The organism is Flavobacterium artemisiae, from assembly GCF_042678225.1.
Classification (GTDB): Bacteria; Bacteroidota; Bacteroidia; order Flavobacteriales; family Flavobacteriaceae; genus Flavobacterium; species Flavobacterium artemisiae.
Map to the genome: position 1 here is coordinate 595,218 of NZ_JBHUDZ010000018.1, position 14,571 is coordinate 609,788.

Below are 14,571 nucleotides of genomic sequence, written 5' to 3' on the forward strand. Positions count from 1 at the left end.
ATGAAGAAATTTTTAGTCCCAATCTGTTTATTTCTGGCTACTATGGCCTATTCTCAAGATGATTTACTCAACAGCCTTGATTCTACTCAGGTAGAAGGAAATCATCCTGCAATTGCATTTAAAGCTTTACAAATCGTGACGCTGCAATCAACAAAAATGCCTGCCAAAAAAGAATTCTATTTTGTGGTTTCACACCGTTTTGGTACTGTAAAAGATGGTCTTGACAGTTTTTTTGGTTTGGATAATGCCACAACAAAACTAGGCGGTATTTATGGTATTACCGATTGGTTGTCTGTGAGTCTTTCCAGACATACGCTAAACAAAATGTATGAAACAGGCTTAAAGTATCGAATGCTGCGACAAAGCGATGATTTTCCAGTAGATATCGTGGGTTACAGTGTGGCGGATATTAATACTTTTTTAGAAAAAGACCAATATCCTGGTTTAGAGTTTAAACACCGCACGACGTACATTCAACAATTATTAGTATCTCGAAAATTTAGTGAAAAACTTTCATTTGAGTTAGTGCCGTCTTTCATCCACAAAAACCTTTATAATCCTGATATCGAAAGAGATAATCAATTTTCTTTTGGCGGCGGCGGTCGTTATAAAATTACCAAAAGATTATCTGTCAATTTAGAGTATATGCACAATTTTAATAAACCAGATTTTTACAAAAACCCACTTTCTGTTGGTCTTGACGTAGAAACAGGCGGACACGTTTTTCAGCTACTATTTACCAACTCACAAGCGATGAATGAGAGCGGGTACGTAACCAATGCATCGGGAGACTGGGGCAAAGGAGATTTCTTCTTCGGATTCAATTTATACAGAGTATTCTAATTCAAAAACCATAAAAAAAACAAACGATGAAAAAAGTATTAGCACTTACCATTTTACTAGCTGTATTTGCAAGCTGCAGCGATTCTGACACTTATCAGGATATTGAAACTCCAATCGACACAGGAACTGATCCGGGAACGGGAAATCCTACTGAGCCGACAGCGGCGATAACGTATACTAAAAATGTAAAATCGATTATTGATGCCAATTGTATTGGGTGCCACCAAAGCGGAAGATCGGCTGGTTTTAGACCTCTAACTACTTATGCCGAAGTTAAAGCAGCAGTAGAAAGTGCTGGTCTTTTGAACAGAATTCAACTTCAAACTGGTCAGCAAGGTATTATGCCTCAGGCTGGAAGAATGGCTCAGGCAAACATTGACTTGATTGTAAAATGGAATACAGACGGACTTAAAGAAAATTAAAAGCTATGAAAAAATCATTTCTTACCTATTGGATATTACTGCTGACAATTGCTTTTAATACCAATGGATCTGCACAAAAACTGATAACTAAAACGGGAACCATTAAATTTCAGGCTTCTATGCCGTCTTACGAAGAAGTTGCAGCAGAAAACAAAAGTGTATCAGCTGTTTTAGAACAATCAACGGGCGATTTTGCTGCATTGGTTCTCATTAAAGGTTTTCGTTTTAAAGTAGCTTTAATGGAAGAACATTTTAATGAAAATTATATGGAATCTGAAAAATTTTCAAAAGCGACTTTAAAAGGTAAAATTGATGATTTTGATATTTCTAAAATTTCAAATACACCTAAAAATTTTACGCTGAAAGGAGATCTTACTATTCACGGTAAAACAAAACCTGTTACGGTTACCGTTAAAATTTCTAAAACTGCCAACGGTGTAAATGCGACAGGTTCATTTGAAGCTAAACCAGAAGATTACGGTATTGAAATACCGAGTTTAGTCAGAAAAAAAATTGCTGATAAAGTAAAAATCGATTACAGTTTTTCACTTTCAAAATAACTGTTTTTGATCTAAATCTCAGCTGAGAATTATTTTGAGAGCGGTTTTTCATACTTAGCCGGTCTCCTTTTTTCTAACCTAAACCAAAATTGAAATGATCTGCAAAAATTATAATGTTTCTGGTGAAGATGTAAACGATAATATGGAAATGGAAAGAACAGCGTACAGCTCCTACACACTTCGATTATTATATCATTTTTTATTTTACAACGGATTCTCAAAAGAAAAACTTCATGCGCTTCATCTTGGTTTTCAGGAAGGAAATAATGAATTGGTCTGTTATAAAAATCTTATGTTTACAGAGCCTTTTTCTATAGAATTGAAATACTGCCACATAAACGAAAAAATCAATCTTAAAAGCAGTTTTTTCAACTCCAAACAAGAATGCTGTGCCGAAGTTTTTAAAGAGGTAGAATGGTTTCATCAAATTCAGCAGGAAGTAATTACGACTCCAAAAAAGATTTTTAAGCATTTTAATCCAGTCTATAAATCTTTCTTTTAAAAAATAAAATACATTACAAAACAAAGAGCTGTTTTCCAACAGCTCTTTTAGTTTTATCCGTCAAATTAATTTCGTAAAAATAAATTGTTTTGTTATGATAAAAATTGATGATTTAATCTACAGAAATATAATACGGTACTGTGTATAAACATTTTACTGGTGTTCCGTCTATTTTTCCTGGAATCCAGTTTGGGCATAATTTTAAAACACGTTCAAACTCTTCTCCAGACCCTAAACCAAAATCCCGAAGAATTTCTATATCAGACAAGCTTCCGTCTTTTTCAATAATGAAACTTGCAAAAACCGGCTGTCCCTGAATATCGTTTTCAATCACTTCTTTCGGAAGAACATAATTTTTCTTTAAAAAAGCATAAAACTTATCGATACCACCTGGATAATCAGGTTTAATTTCCACTTCATGGCTTTTATAAACCTTATTCTCATCAAACTGTTTTTTTTCTTTTTTAATTGTTTTTTGAACAGGTTTCGCAACAGTATTTTTCAACACAGGCGCGTTGTTATGCTGACAGCTAAAAAATAATAAAGAACTAACGGCTGCAAAAAATATTCTCATTATCGATATTTCAGTTAATTTATTTGAAATGCAGTTACTTTGAAGTCTCCTTCAAAAATTTAATCAAACCAGTCATATACGTTTGCTGATCATCATACATACTCATATGACTTCCGTTTTCGCAATACAAATATGTTCCGTTTCTAACCTGTGTTGCAATCCATTTCATGTGTTCTGGATCCATCGTGTCGTATTTTGCTCCAATTGAGAGTGTTGGAACTGTAATTTTTGGAAGTTCTTTGGTAATATCCCATTTTTCAAGTTTACCAGAAAGTCCGAACTCACTTGGCCCCTGCATCGTTACATACAATGATTGGTTGATTTTAGCAAAAGATCTATTAACTGGTTCCGGCCATTTGCTGGCGTCTAAACGCAGAATATGTTTCGAATAAAAATTAGGAACAAGCAATTCCATATACTGCGGATTTTCAAAATCTTTATTTTTTTCGATTTCTCTTATTTTGGCTAAAACTTTCGGATCCATTTGTTTTGCCAGCACTTCGTCTGCGTATTTATCGTATTCTATTGCGCTCATCATCATATTTGAAATGATAAGTCCTTTCATATTCTGCTGATATTTAAGCGCGTATTGCGAAGCTAAAATACCGCCCCAAGAATGTCCTAATAAATAGAAATTGTCTTTATCCAGCTTTAATGCCTGACGCACCTGCTCTACTTCTTCTACAAAACGCGGCAAGTCCCAAAGTGAAGGATCATTTGGATTATCCGAATTACCGCATCCCAATTGGTCGTAGTAAATAAATTCAATTCCTTCTGCAGGAAGAAAACTTTCAATACACTCAAAATATTCGTGCGTAGCTCCCGGTCCTCCGTTTAACAGCAGTAATTTAATTTTTGGATTATTTCCGATTCTTTTCGTCCAAACATTAAATTTACCTTTTGGTGTATTAATCTGAACTACCTGTACGCCTCCGGTTTTTATTCCCGATGTCGTATCTTTTAAATAGGCCGTCAGATCTTCGCTTTTGTTTTCTGTGCTGTTTTCATCTTTACATGCCGTCAATAAGAGCATGCAAAAAGCCGCTAATAAAGTTTTTTTATAAGTAATCATAAGGGTTTGGGTTATTATTTTTTGGAATTCTAATATACTAATTTTTATCTCTCAATAAACTCTTTAATAATTTTAGCAGCAGTTTCGCTGTGTTCTTCTAGAAGAAAATGGCCACCTTCTAACTGGTGAATTTCTGCATTTGGCAAATCTTTTCTATAAGCTTCTCCTCCCGCTTCAATAAACATTTTATCATTTTTGCCCCAAATAACAACAGCTTTAGGTTGTTGATTTTTAAAGTAATACTGCCATTCTGAATACAAAGCAATATTGCTTCCATAATCTCGGAATAAAGCCAATTGAATCAAATCATTTCCTGGTCGGTCTAAATAATATTGATCTAACGAATAACTATCTGGACTTATTTTTTCGGGTTTTGAAGCGCCATCCAAATACGTCCATCTTGTGGCTTCAAGTTTTAAAAATACTCTCGCTCCTTTTTCGGCTTCTTCACTGTCACTTTCTATATAAGCTGCCAAGGGCGCAAGTGCTTCGCCAAGTCCTTCTAAATAAGCATTTGCATTTTGTATGATAAAAGAATTTACTAATTCTGGTCTGCGCGACGCTATTCTAAAAGCAATCGGTCCTCCATAATCCTGAACATAAAAATGGATGTTTTTAAGCTTCAGTTTATCTATAAACTTTTCTATAATAAAAGACAAATTGTGAAATGTATACTCAAATTCGCTTGTATTGGGCATACTGCTTTGTCCAAATCCTGGATAATCTGGCGCTATTAGAAAATAAGAATCCGAAAGCAGTTCAATTAAATTTCTAAACATGTGCGAAGAAGAAGGAAATCCGTGCAGTAATAATAAAGTTGGTTTTTCTGGATTTCCCGCTTGACGGTAAAAAATATCCAAACCGTTAATCACTGCATTTTTGTAATAAACATCATTTTTCATAGTAATACATTTTATTGACATCTAACTGATGTCGTTTTTATTTGAAAAGGTATTATGCAAAAGCAAATCTGCTTTCTATAACCTTTCAAATTTCTGACATCTCGAAACATATTCGTTAGTCATATTTTCCCGAATAAGCAGCAATTTTTCCTTTCCAAAATTTACATCATTCAAACCAAAAAAATCAATAAATCAATTCATTACAATTATTAAAATAAGTTTTTACGGTATATCGGCGAAATATATGCTGAAGTCTTTCTATTTCGTCAAATGAAATCTCACACAAAACAAACAAACCTTTATTTATCAATACATTAACCCAAAAGGCTTGATAATTGGCTATTTATAATTTGATAACGTAACTGATAAAATAATCAAAATTTAAATCAATGAAAGATGTATTACAATTAAAAAGAAAGCAAGGAACAGTTTTAAAAAAAATAATACTGACCTTTTTAATTATCATGTCGGCAAATATTTTGTCTGCTCAAAAGCAGGTTAAAAATATAGTATTGGTACACGGAGCTTTTGCAGATGGTTCTGGCTGGGAAGAAGTCTATAAAATTTTAACCAAAAAAGGTTTTAATGTAAGTGTCGTTGCAAATCCAAACACTTCATTTCCTGAAGATGTAGCCGCTGCAAAACGAAGTATTGACCGTGTTGAAGGGCCAACAATATTAGTTGGTCATTCGTATGGAGGCGCAATTATTACCGAAGCTGGAAACTCTGATAAAGTTGTGGGTCTGGTTTACATTGCGGCTTTTGTTCCCGATGCAGGAGAAACATTATTACAACTCGTTCAATCTGGACCTCCAACTCCAAACTCAGGTATTGAAGCGCCGTCTGCTGATGGATTTATCTGGTATGGAAAAGCAAAATTTCATTCTGGATTTTGTGCTGATTTAAGCAAAGAAAAAGCGGCTTTTCTGTATGATTCACAAGTTCCAATTGCAGGATCTGCTTTTGTTGCACCGATAAGCAAAGCCGCATGGAAAACAAAACCGTCGTGGTATATCGTTGCAACAGACGATCAAACTGTACCGATTGAAGGAGCACGTTTTATGGCTAAAAGAGCCAACGCAAAAGTAACTGAAATAAAAGCCAGTCATGCCGTGTATGTTTCTCATGCAAAAGCCGTTGCAGAAGTTATAATTCGTGCTGCTGCAGAAACTTCAAAATAAATACTAATCAATAAACATAAATATCATGAAAAAAAATCTTTTAACCGCAGTTTTAATACTTCTATCAATAAGCGCATTTGCACAAAAACCAAGTCCGGGTTTATTGACTCCTGCAAACCATACTCTCGTTATGATTGATTATCAAAGTCAAATGGCGTTTGCTACCAAAAATATCGATCCAGAATTACTAAGAAATAATGCAGGATTAGTCGCAGGAACAACAAAAATTTTTAATGTTCCTACGGTTGTAACTACGGTAGCAGAAACTACTTTTAGTGGTCCCGTTTTTCCAGAAGTTCAGGAGTTTTATCCTAAAGCGTCTTCCAATTATATCGATCGTACAACCATGAATTGCTGGGAAGATACTAATGCACAAAAAGCTATCGCATCAAAAGGTAAAAAAACTTTGGTTATGGGGGGTTTATGGACAAGCGTTTGTATTGTCGGTCCAGTATTGTCAGCTATTAATGAAGGATATACAGTTTATGTAATCACAGATGCGAGCGGTGATGTTTCCAAAGAAGCTCACGAAATGGCCGTAACCCGCATGGTTCAAGCAGGCGCGCGACCAATTACTTCATTACAATATATTTTAGAATTACAACGCGATTGGGCAAGAAGCGAAACTTACAAAGCCGTAACCGATTTAATCGTTAAATACGGCGGTGCTTACGGAATTGGCATTCAGTACGCACGAGCAGTAATTAAGCACTAAAACTAAATAGTATCAACCAGAGGCAAACGTCTCTGGTTTTAATTTTAATAATTATGACAACACTTACTAAGTTTCTCATTTTGTTCTGTTTAGTTGTATCTTCTCTTACTGCATCGGCTCAGAAAAAAGCTTCTCTTATAATTATTAATGCTAAAGTGGTAACTTTAAATGACGCCGCGCCTCAAGCTCAAGCCATAGCAATAAATGGTGATAAAATTACTGCTGTAGGCACAAATGCTCAGATTCTAAAATTCAAAACAAGCCAAACAACTACAATTGATGCTAAAGGAAAAACCGTTATCCCGGGATTGTATGATTCGCATCTTCATGTCATTCGCGGAGGTCGATTTTATAATACCGAATTACGCTGGGACGGCGTAAAAACAGTAAGCCGTGCATTACAATTATTGAAAGAACAAGCTCAAAGAACGCCAGAAGGTCAATGGGTTCGAGTTGTTGGCGGATGGACTGAATATCAATTTGAAGAAAAAAGAAAACCAACATTAGCAGAAATTAATGAAGCGGCAGGAAATACTCCTGGATTTATTTTAAACCTTTATGGAGAAGCCTATTTAAATCAATCTGGGATAAAAAAGCTGGGAATTAACGAAGATACTCCAAATCCTATTGGCGGATTGATTCAGAAGGACCGTTTTGGTCAGCCAACTGGGCTTTTAGTCGCAGAACCTAATGCTTTTATTTTGTATTCTACTTTGTCAAAACTTCCAGAATTGACGGCTTTAGAAAAAGTAAATTCGACTAAATTATTTATGTCCGAATTGAATTCTTTGGGAGTAACCAGCGTTATGGATGCGGGAGGCGGATTTCAGAATTTCCCTGACGATTACGCGATTACAGATTCCCTTTCAAAATTAAACCAGCTTACCGTGCGTCTTCCCTATTATCTTTTTGCACAAAGACCGGGAAAAGAATTGGAAGATTATAACAAATGGATTTCTATGGTCGATATTGACGCGCATATTGATGATGATAAACCAACGGAATATTACGTTCAAGGCGGTGGTGAAAATCTTGTGGCATCTGGAGGAGATTTTGAAAATTTTACAAAACCGCGTCCAGAATTACTTCCGGTAATGGAAAGTCAATTAAAAAATGTGATTGGAACTTTGGTAAAAAATCGCTGGCCATTTCGTCTGCATGCCACTTACAACGAAAGTATTGTTCGGTTTTTAAATGTAATTGAAGAAGTCAATAAAGAAACGCCGTTAAAAGATTTAGTCTGGTTTTTTGATCATGCCGAAACGGTTTCTGATGAAAGTCTTCTGCGGATAAAGAAACTTGGCGGCGGTATTGCGATACAGCATCGTATGGCGTATCAAGCAGAAACTTTTATTTCTCGTTACGGAAAAAAAGCGGCACTTAACGCACCGCCAATTCGAAAAATGCTCGATTTGGGAATAAAAGTCGGTGGCGGAACAGACGGAACACGCGTTGCCAGCTACAATCCGTGGGTGGGATTGCATTGGCTTGTTACTGGAAAATCATTAGGCGGCATTGAATTCGCAGCTCCAGAAAATCAATTGGATAGAATCACGGCTTTAAAGATTTATACACAAGGAAGCGCATCTTTAATTCGTCAGGAAAAAGACAGAGGAACTATCAAAGAAGGTTATCTGGCTGACATTGTTATACTTTCGAATGATTATTTGACAATTGATGCCGAAAAAATCAAAGACATTTCTGCTGATTTAACTATTCTGGATGGAAAAGTAATTTTTGGAAAAGAGGCTTTTATAAAGTTTGCGCCAGCAATTCCTAAAGCTATCCCAGATTGGAGTCCAGTAAATTATTATGGTGGTTATCAAAAAAATTAAGTATGAAAGAACATTTTCTCTCCTATATGTGCTCAAATAGTAATTTGAGGCATTTTGCTTTGCTTTTCTTTAGAACAGCCATTTCTTTTGAGTTACTGATTGCGCACGGTTTTAAGAAAATCGGAATTGGTGTTACTATCGCCGAAACAGTTCCAAATCCGTTGGGATTGCCCGAATTCTTAAATCAGGCTTTTGCTATTGTTGCCAATATCGTGATGCCGTTATTTATTACAGCAGGATTATTTACAAAAATTGCGACACTGCCTATTTTAGCCGTTACATTAACGGGATTTTTCATTGTGCATTTTCATGATCCGATCGCTGTAAAAGATGTACCGTTTATATACAGCGTTTGTTTTTTGTATATAATGGTTGTCGGACCAGGAAAATTTTCTTTGGATTATTATCTTCTAAATAAATAAAATTATCCGTTGAGTATATTTATTACCTTATTATGAAACAGATAAAAACGGATTTTTTACATGTCTAAATCCGTTTTTATCGTGTTTTTGTGGCAGCAAATCTATTAGATTCCCGTAGTTTTTTTATCGAAAAGTAAAATGACTTTCCATTTTACTGATTTAAACTATTTACTCCCAGTTTTTTCATTTTAGAATATAAAGTAGAAGCTGGAATATTTAAAATCTCTGCCGCACCGCCTTTACCCGATATTTTTCCTTTACATCTTTTTAGAATATAAGTAATATAATCGCGCTCATTTTCATGAATGGTCTGAATTAAAAAATCCTGTGTTTTTTCTTCTTCAGATTTTTTTGAATTTCCAGGTAACGGTATTTCGTTAATTTTAGAATCGCTGCTCAGTAAAATCGCTCTTTGCACTATATGTTCTAATTCTCTGATATTTCCCGGCCAGTCATAATTTTCCATTTGCTGCAATGCATGATCCGTAATTTGTGGTGCTTTTTTACCCAGCGATTCACTAAATGAATTTATAAAATGAGAAACCAAAGCCGGAATATCATCCCTGCGTTCCCTCAGCGACGGCACTGTAATCGGGAAAACATGAAGTCTGTAATATAAATCCAATCTAAAACGTCCTGCTGCAATTTCTTCTTCCAAATTACGATTCGTTGCAGCAATAATTCTAACATTTACTTTTATAGGCGAAGTTCCTCCTACTCTTTCAATTTCTTTTTCTTGTAAAACGCGTAATAATTTAATCTGCATCAGCATTGGCATTTCACCAATTTCGTCGAGAAAAACGGTGCCTCCGTCTGCTGCTTCAAATTTTCCAATTCGTTTTTCCAACGCTCCCGTAAAAGCGCCTTTTTCGTGACCAAAAAAGAGAGATTCAGCCAGATTATCAGGAACGGCGCCGCAGTTTATTACCACAAGAGGTTTATTTTTTCTTGGAGATAATTGATGAATACTTTGAGCAACTTTTTCTTTACCTGTACCGCTTTCACCTAAAATTAAAACCGAGGTTTCAGAAGGCGCTACTTTTTGTATATGATCAAAAACCGTTAGAATCTTTTTACTGCTCCCAATCATCGAACAAAATTCTGATGCATTTTCTTTAACAATAATTGGTTCTTTCTTTTTAACAACTGCAGTACTAAATTCTCTTTTTGAAGTATTCATTGCAGTCACAAATCTCGCAAAAACAGTTTCTAGTTTTGTTAGAAGTGAAAGATGCTCATTGGTAAAACAATTTGAATTTCTGCAAAAAAAGAAAAAATTAAAAATTCCCTGATTTTCAATTCGCACAGGAAAAGCAATAAACGATTTAAGTCCAAAAGACTGCACAATCATTCTTTTTATCGGCGAACTTTGAAATATTTCGGTAAAAGAATCTCCTTCATAAATCTTCGGAAATTCTAATTTTGGAGAGTTTTCCTTTAATTCAAATAATTCTTGTTTGGTTTTTCCAGTAATTTTCGAAAATTTATCGGCATCGATGACTTCATAATTATCAAAGTTTTTTCGAACCAATCCAATCGGGTTTGGATCTTCTGTAATAAATCCTGTTCGAATGTAATCAAACGGAATATAGGTTTGTAATATTTGTGCGAGCTGTATCAATGCATTGTCCCATTTTACAGGAGAATTACTTATTGCTTCGATACTTTCTCGTAAAATATTTTCTTGCTGTGAATGCGATTCTAAAGAGTGTTTATGTCGGTAACAAGCTATTTCTAAAGTAATTAAAACATCTTTTGCTCTAAACGGTTTTACTATAAAACCATAAGGATGTGTTTTTTTGGCTTCTTCTAATATCGATTTATTAGAATTGGCAGATAAATAGATAAATCCGATATGATTCTTATTCAGTTCTTTGGCAAGATCAATTCCCGTTTCTTTTCCTTTTAGCCGAATGTCCAGAAAAACTAAATCCGGCGTTTCTTTTTCAATAGCTTCTAAGGCTTGCGAGACTGATTTTGCAACTCCTATTACTTGATAATCTGCTTTTTGAAGAATAAATCGTAAATCATTTGCTTCTATAAATTGATCTTCAACAATAAGTATTTTCATCTTTTTATTTTCGGCATTATTTTGAAATTCCATATACTATATTTTTAAAGGAAACAGGGCTTTTTCCGAAATTAAAATTAAGAAAAATGTGATTAAAAAATTTATTTAGAACAGGAAAAAAACATTTAAATCGACTAGTTTTATCAGTATAGTATTTTAAAGTCAAAATCCTTGAAAACAAATCAAAAAAATTACTGATAATCAGTGATTTACAAATAAAAATTTAGTATTACAAAAGTTAAAATGATATTTTGAAAATGGCATTTTATGTTATATTTTAACACTTTCTTACCAAGACAATTTATCCATTTATAATGAAGACAATTTATCTTTTTATTCTTATGACAGCTCTTTCGTTTCAGAGCTATAGCCAAACCAAATCAGGAACTTATGATGTAAAGAAAAATAGACTGCAGATTAAAGCTACTGCTATGTATTTATATTCTGTAAATCAAGGAACAGTAGATATTGACAGTGCTATGGTTTTGGCTTGTACAGCTAATAAACTTCCTGTTTCGTTTTCATACGACGAAGGTTATAATGACGGAAAACCAGTATCTGGCAGTGAAATGGTGGATCAAAACAATATAAGCGGTGCGTTGAAAGTACTTTCTAAAATAGAAAAAACAGATCGCATAAAATTATTACTGCATTTGGGAAGTCATTATTTATTTAAATCAGGCGAAAAAAAAGAAGATCTTAAAAATGCATTTTTATATATTAATCAGGCTGTTGAGGCCAGCAATTTGCTGGGAATTTTAAAATGGAAAAATCAAAGTAAACTGCTTTTGGCAAAATATTATGCAAAGGCGGCGAATCTCACAGAGAGTAAAAAGATTTTTTCGAATGTAGTTAACGAAAACAGAAAATCAAACGACAAAAAAGCTTTAGCGGAAGCGTTACATAATAAAGGATCGTACCTGGCAATTGATGATCCTGACAAAGAAAAAACATTAACGGAAGCTAGATTACTTTATAAATCTCTAAATGAAAAAGAATTAGAGATTGAGATATTAATGAAAATTTTGACCATTCATTTCTGGGCGGGCAATCTTGATCTTGCAGAAAAAGAACTTTTAGAAGTTTATAAGATACAGAAACAAATAGGTTTTAGGCATACACACTATACTACTGCCCCGCTTACTTTTATTTACAACATTAAGAACAATCCTAAAAAGGCTCTTTTTTATGCTATTGAAAGTGTAGAAACAATGGAAGCTGCTCAAGATTTTATTTGTGCCGATAATTTTTATCTCCATTTGGGTGATATTTACAGCTCCACTGGTCATAACGAAGAAGCTATTGTTTTGTTTAAAAAAAGTTTTGATAATCGTACACGAAGTATCAATAGCGGCAGCTGGCACAAGAGTTTGTATCTAATTATGAAATCACTTTGCGACGAGAAAAAATACAAAGAAGCGCTTACTTACATCAAATTGACCGATACTTATCCGCCGAAAAATAGTGTTGATGAATTTTTTCTGTCTTTTGCAAAAGCTTCTACATTTAAAGAAATGGGAAATACTCAGGCGGCAGAAAAGTTTTTTATTGAAATGGATAAAAAAGCTCAAGAAATATTTTCACCACAAACTGCATTAGTGATAATATTTGGATATTCTAGAATGTCACTGTTTTACGCACAACAAGGAAATGTCTCAAAAGCAGCTTTCTATGCTGATAAAGTTGTTGATTTAGAAAAGAAAACAAATCAGAGTCCGAAGTTTATGGATTTGGAACTGGCATTGTTTAAGATTGATTCTTTGAATGGAAATTACGATTCTTCCATTATACATTATCAGAATTTCTCAAGAATAAAAGATTCTTTGTACGATATTTCTAATAACAATAAAATTGAAGAGTTAAAGGTTCAATATCAAACCTTAAAGAGAGAAGAAAACATTAAAAAATTAGAAAGTCAAAGTAAGCTGCAACAGAGCAAATTGGACAAATCCAAACTTTTGATTAATTTTTCGGTTGGGGCTATTATATTGCTTTTTGTGATTATTGGATTGTTTTATAATCATTATCAGTTAAAACAAAAAAGCAACCGAAAATTAGAATTGAAAGAAAAAGAAATCAGTCTTCAGAATAAAAATCTTCAAAATTTATTGATCGAAAAAGAATGGCTGATGAAAGAGATTCATCACAGGGTAAAAAACAATCTTCAGACTGTCATGAGTTTACTGAATTCTCAAACGGAATTTATAGAAGATGATCTCGCACTTTCTACCATAAAAAGCAGTCAGCACAGAATTCACGCCATGTCACTCATTCACCAGAAATTGTATATGTCTGAAAATATTGCTTCTATAAATATGCCAATTTACATTAATGAATTGGTCGAATATTTGAGAGATGCTTTTAATTTAAATCAGCGTATTCGATTTATAATTGAAATTGAAGAACTGGAACTCGAAGTAACACAGGCAATTCCGGTTGGATTGATTATTAACGAAGCGGTTACCAACTCGATAAAATATGCTTTTCCTGATAATCAGAAGGGATTAATTTCGATTTCGCTCACTTCAACCGAAACCAATCGATTCTTACTGACTATAAAGGACAACGGAATCGGGATACCGCTTAAAACGGATAAAATAAATACTTCATTCGGCATGAGCCTTATAGAAGGTTTAAGTGAAGATTTAGAAGGTGATTTTTCTATCGAGAATAATAACGGAACTGTACTTCAATTATCTTTTGAAAAAGATATTTTAGATGTTTCTGAAGTGATTTACAACGAATCGTAATATTTTGACGCGGATTCGTTATCACGAAGACACGGATAAAAACGGATTTTAATTTTATAATAGAATCCGTTTTCATCCACGCTTTTATGATAGATTATAATTACTTTTTCGAAAGAAGTGCTTCTAAATCTTTAATCTGTTGTTGAAGATCACTTATATGTTTTTTTTGAAGATCAAAAACTTCTTGGATTTCTGCAACCGAAAATCGAGGCGTAATATGCTGTGGACAATTCCAGTCGTATGCTTTTATCTTGAAAATCATCATTTGTTCGGGTCTGAATTTATAATCTTCTGGTTTTAGCTTTTCATACAATTCACTGTCGGCTTCAACAGCTATAATTTCGGTTTCGGCATACATTTTTAAACGAGCTCTTTGTGGATAAGAAACCATAATGATTGCCACTTTTGGATTTTTAGAAATGTTGCCGCTAGAAATATATTGACGGTTTCCTGCAAAATCAACAATACCAATTGTTTTATCATCAATGATTTTTACAAAGCCCGGGGGTCCGCCTCTGTGTTGTATGTACGGAAATTCGTTTTCGCCGTAGGTTGCCATATAAAAGCTGTCCATACTTTCGATAAATCCAATTTCAGATTCTGTTAAACCATCCGTGTAGGACGTTTTTTCCATTCGGGCATAACTGTTTCTGCTTCCCTTTTTTTCCTGAATTTCTTTTATGGCATCGCTGAAAGCAAGTTCTTGATAGTTCATTACTAGA

At 34.2% G+C, this 14,571-nt stretch carries 14 protein-coding genes; 9 read left to right on the plus strand and 5 right to left on the minus strand.

Translation table 11 applies throughout. The features are described 5' to 3' along the window. From ACFSC2_RS22440 to ACFSC2_RS22455, 4 genes are all read left to right on the plus strand, one after another. Positions 1 to 843, plus strand: coding sequence for a DUF5777 family beta-barrel protein (locus ACFSC2_RS22440; RefSeq protein WP_379813333.1), 843 nt, complete (start codon positions 1 to 3; stop codon positions 841 to 843). 26 nt (positions 844 to 869) lie between these two features. Then, positions 870 to 1,265, plus strand: a complete 396-nt coding sequence (locus ACFSC2_RS22445) for a cytochrome c (protein WP_379813334.1) — start codon at positions 870 to 872, stop codon at positions 1,263 to 1,265. A 5-nt stretch (positions 1,266 to 1,270) separates the two neighbouring features. Next, positions 1,271 to 1,825: a YceI family protein gene (locus ACFSC2_RS22450; RefSeq protein WP_379813335.1), complete on the plus strand. Its 555-nt coding sequence runs from the start codon at positions 1,271 to 1,273 to the stop codon at positions 1,823 to 1,825. Between the two features lie 94 nt (positions 1,826 to 1,919). Beyond that, on the plus strand, positions 1,920 to 2,327 hold the full coding sequence (locus ACFSC2_RS22455; RefSeq protein ID WP_379813336.1) for a hypothetical protein: 408 nt from the start codon (positions 1,920 to 1,922) through the stop codon (positions 2,325 to 2,327). A gap of 112 nt (positions 2,328 to 2,439) precedes the next feature. Here the strand turns inward: ACFSC2_RS22455 and ACFSC2_RS22460 are convergent, their stop codons facing one another. Genes ACFSC2_RS22460 through ACFSC2_RS22470 form a run of 3 tightly spaced genes read right to left on the minus strand, consistent with a single transcriptional unit; the run spans position 2,440 to position 4,875 of the window. Continuing rightward, on the minus strand, positions 2,440 to 2,901 hold the full coding sequence (locus ACFSC2_RS22460; protein ID WP_379813337.1) for an energy transducer TonB: 462 nt from the start codon (positions 2,899 to 2,901) through the stop codon (positions 2,440 to 2,442). 34 nt (positions 2,902 to 2,935) lie between these two features. Continuing rightward, complete coding sequence (locus ACFSC2_RS22465; protein ID WP_379813338.1) at positions 2,936 to 3,973, minus strand: proline iminopeptidase-family hydrolase; 1,038 nt, start codon at positions 3,971 to 3,973, stop codon at positions 2,936 to 2,938. Positions 3,974 to 4,017: 44 nt separating this feature from the next. Next, positions 4,018 to 4,875 carry an alpha/beta fold hydrolase gene (locus ACFSC2_RS22470; RefSeq protein ID WP_379813339.1) on the minus strand — a complete coding sequence of 286 codons (858 nt, stop codon included), beginning with the start codon at positions 4,873 to 4,875 and terminating at the stop codon, positions 4,018 to 4,020. Between the two features lie 389 nt (positions 4,876 to 5,264). Between ACFSC2_RS22470 and ACFSC2_RS22475 the strand changes: the two genes are divergently transcribed. The 4 genes from ACFSC2_RS22475 to ACFSC2_RS22490 are packed head-to-tail and all read left to right on the plus strand — an operon-like array spanning position 5,265 to position 9,028. Then, positions 5,265 to 6,056 (plus strand): alpha/beta fold hydrolase, encoded by a 792-nt coding sequence (locus ACFSC2_RS22475; RefSeq protein WP_379813340.1) that lies wholly within the window; start codon positions 5,265 to 5,267, stop codon positions 6,054 to 6,056. A 25-nt stretch (positions 6,057 to 6,081) separates the two neighbouring features. Then, positions 6,082 to 6,771, plus strand: coding sequence for an isochorismatase family protein (locus ACFSC2_RS22480; protein WP_379813341.1), 690 nt, complete (start codon positions 6,082 to 6,084; stop codon positions 6,769 to 6,771). Between the two features lie 53 nt (positions 6,772 to 6,824). After that, complete coding sequence (locus tag ACFSC2_RS22485; protein WP_379813342.1) at positions 6,825 to 8,606, plus strand: amidohydrolase; 1,782 nt, start codon at positions 6,825 to 6,827, stop codon at positions 8,604 to 8,606. 2 nt (positions 8,607 to 8,608) lie between these two features. Further along, entirely contained in the window at positions 8,609 to 9,028 is a 420-nt protein-coding gene (locus tag ACFSC2_RS22490; RefSeq protein WP_379813343.1) for a DoxX family protein, read from the plus strand. A gap of 151 nt (positions 9,029 to 9,179) precedes the next feature. On the opposite strand, the gene ACFSC2_RS22495 is transcribed toward ACFSC2_RS22490, so the two are convergent. Then, entirely contained in the window at positions 9,180 to 11,132 is a 1,953-nt protein-coding gene (locus ACFSC2_RS22495) for a sigma 54-interacting transcriptional regulator (RefSeq protein ID WP_379813344.1), read from the minus strand. A 281-nt stretch (positions 11,133 to 11,413) separates the two neighbouring features. Between ACFSC2_RS22495 and ACFSC2_RS22500 the strand changes: the two genes are divergently transcribed. Next, positions 11,414 to 13,849: a histidine kinase dimerization/phosphoacceptor domain -containing protein gene (locus ACFSC2_RS22500; RefSeq protein ID WP_379813345.1), complete on the plus strand. Its 2,436-nt coding sequence runs from the start codon at positions 11,414 to 11,416 to the stop codon at positions 13,847 to 13,849. A 100-nt stretch (positions 13,850 to 13,949) separates the two neighbouring features. Here ACFSC2_RS22500 and ACFSC2_RS22505 read toward each other — a convergent pair whose 3' ends face one another. Continuing rightward, positions 13,950 to 14,564 carry a pyridoxamine 5'-phosphate oxidase family protein gene (locus tag ACFSC2_RS22505; protein WP_379813346.1) on the minus strand — a complete coding sequence of 205 codons (615 nt, stop codon included), beginning with the start codon at positions 14,562 to 14,564 and terminating at the stop codon, positions 13,950 to 13,952. Between the last annotated feature and the right edge of the window lie 7 nt (positions 14,565 to 14,571).